This window comes from Algoriphagus winogradskyi (genome assembly GCF_900182815.1).
GTDB lineage: Bacteria > Bacteroidota > Bacteroidia > Cytophagales > Cyclobacteriaceae > Algoriphagus > Algoriphagus winogradskyi.
In genome coordinates this window covers 1-2,635 of sequence record NZ_FXUA01000017.1, presented here as the reverse complement: position 1 = coordinate 2,635, position 2,635 = coordinate 1, and the positions used below count along the sequence as shown (strand labels likewise).

2 protein-coding genes are annotated in these 2,635 nt (G+C 39.1%); both read right to left on the bottom strand.

Annotated features, from left to right (window positions below; all coding sequences use genetic code 11):
- Positions 1-438: 438 nt before the first annotated feature.
- Entirely contained in the window at positions 439-1,308 is an 870-nt protein-coding gene (locus tag QOL76_RS21185; RefSeq protein ID WP_283414960.1) for a hypothetical protein, read from the bottom strand.
- Position 1,309: 1 nt separating this feature from the next.
- Positions 1,310-2,161, bottom strand: coding sequence for a HipA family kinase (locus QOL76_RS21180; RefSeq protein WP_283414959.1), 852 nt, complete (start codon positions 2,159-2,161; stop codon positions 1,310-1,312).
- Between the last annotated feature and the right edge of the window lie 474 nt (positions 2,162-2,635).

The following is a 2,635-nucleotide window of genomic DNA, read 5'->3' as shown; positions in this document are numbered from 1 at the left end:
TAGTGGGATAATGATATTAGGAATGAATAAAAGCCGCATTCCTAGTGATGGGGATTTTGGAATAATGTTATTAATGAATTAAAACCGCCCTCCTATGGGATAGTAATTCAGGAATTGCCTAAAACCGTAATTCTATCTCATTGGAGAATTCATGAAATCGGATCCCATCACTTCCCTCCTGCTTCAGCTGGAGGTTTAAAAAAATCCGATAGACAATTTCCGGCTTTAGCCGAATGTTAAAATCCCGTGAATTTTGGCTAAAGCCGGGGTTGGGGGGAGAATCGAAAATAGGAATGGGATTTTGGAATGAATAAAAGGAATGGGCTAAAGCCGCATTCCTATTGATGGGGATTCTGAAGACGGGCTGAAGCACCATTCCAGTTTAAGCCATCGGTGTGACGAATTAATAGGAAGGAAAAATGGTATGTATTTACTTGATTATTGGTTTAAAGCGATAGAAAACTTTTGATACTCCTCCTGATGGAGTTCTTCAATTACATTTTCAATTTCCTTTTCCTCCAATAGGGTATAAAGTTCTTTTTTCTGAGAGTAGAAGAGGTTTAAAAGATTTTCCTGCTCGGAGCCTGCCTTAGGCTTTTTAAGCATCAATTTGAACTTCCCTGATTTGAGACCTTTCGCTTCACTATAGCCCTTCAAAGCCGCGACCAGTATTTCGAATGAATTAAGCGTCAAGCTAATGTTTGTCATAGAACTGGTAAAGTCCACTGTTTCCATAGCCATCACTGCTCCGTTCTGCGCAATTAGATTTACAAAAGTATCACCATTCAGCCCAGGGAGCTGGTAAGGATCCAATTTCAATCCTACATCTGCTTTATCCTTAATAGGATATTTTTTCAGAAGACTTTGGATGTGGGTATGAAAATTTGGTTTTGGATTCCCATCAGCTAGATCTGTATCCCCTACCCAGTTTTGATACAATTTCTGAAATGATTCCTCATTGATTTCAAAATTGAGTTCCTGAGCTGAATCAAACAATAGCGAGTTATTGGCGTATTTTTTCAAATACTCAAAGTAGTCTTTGCCAAATACTGGATTCTGAAAATCCACCAAACCTGAATAGGATGGTGATTTTTTGTTTTCGGTATTTACTTTTTCACCAATCTGGGAAAGGGTAGCTTTGGCAAGTTCATAAGAAGCTGCTCCAAGAATCTGCTTTACTAATTTGAGTTTTTTCTGGGAATAGGCATACCAAACCTTTTCAGGTGTTACCACCAGCAGGCCAATGAGAACCTTCTCGTTTCCGAAAGATCCCAAGGAATGGAATATGGGCACAAAAAAACTAGTCATATTAACGTAGCCTATCTTTGATCAAATATCTTGCCCTTTGAACACGAGCTTCATCGATCAGGAAGTTGATGAGGCGCTGAGGCAAATGTTTTGGAACTTCCCATTCGACCGGAATTTGAGCATATGCCTGATTGACAATTTCTTCAATGCCGGAAAGGGAGGACAAAGGTAAGAAATTATCAATAATTTGGTGCAAATCCTCTTTGTTCAACAGCTTATAATACTTCTGAAAATAAGGGCTTTCCGGCAGTTTATGTGCAACTTCAGGTAGAAAAGAAGGGTTGAGAATTCTCAGTTTGGTCACACCTCCAAAACAAAAAGCATGATCAATGGGAACCCAGGTAAATTTCACCTGCTTATCAATTAGTCGGGCATGTATCAATAGATTATAGTTTGCCAATCCTTCTCTATTTACTCCCCTGTCCACATTATCCACCCACAAATCGAATAATGCTATTTTTATCAAAAGATATGGGTCAATAAACTTTTTAAGTAGGCTTCTTTTAGATATGCCCGTCAGGCTAGTTAGCAATTCTGTGTCTTGCAACCACTTAACAGCCAAGACCCAGGTCTTTTGTCGTAGAAGTCTTTTATTGAAAAATATTTTTTTGCTATCCAGGTGTAGGGGATCCACTTCCATCAGAGCTATTTCTGGACTACGGATACCTAGCCACGACAAGAGATCATGGCTCACCAATTCATAAAAAAGACAGTCTATTTCCTCCCGTTGGAGTTGGGTGAGGTATTTGCAAATGTAAATATCTCCATCATCTGCTTGAATTTTCAATGGGTGGTGCCCGTCTGTCTCAAGTTCTTCAATAAAAAGTTGGGATTTAATACGACGTACAACCATTCAAAAACTACAAATAAAAATTTAGAACTCAGTTAAATTAAGCAAATGGCTAATCTTTTCCTAAAAAACGCATAAGGTTCCACTCCTGCCTAAGTTGATCTCTGAGGAGTTTTTTGTTCCTGAAGATTGGGGTTGCCAAGGTTATTTTCATAAAGTGGTTTGTGGAGACACAAACCACGGCAGAAAGATAAAATCCTCAATAGGAATGTGCTAAAGCCACATTCCTATTGACTAACAAGGTCAAATAAAAGTCAAAACAGGGTCTGATCGCTTCCCTCCATCTTTAGATGGAGGAGATAAAAAAATCCGGCAGACAATTTCCGGCTTTAGCCGAATGATTGAATCCCCTGAATTTTGGCTAAAGCCGGGGTTGGGGATGAATCGAAAATAGGAATGGGATTTTGGAATGAATAAAAGGAATGGGCTAAAGCCGCATTCCTATTGATGGGATAGTGGGATAATGATATTAGGAAT

Bases quoted from the DNA above. Each gene is read 5' to 3' on its own strand.
- QOL76_RS21180 (WP_283414959.1), bottom strand. From the start codon at position 2,161: ATGGTTGTACGTCGTATTAAATCCCAACTTTTTATTGAAGAACTTGAG.
- QOL76_RS21185 (WP_283414960.1), bottom strand. From the start codon at position 1,308: ATGACTAGTTTTTTTGTGCCCATATTCCATTCCTTGGGATCTTTCGGA.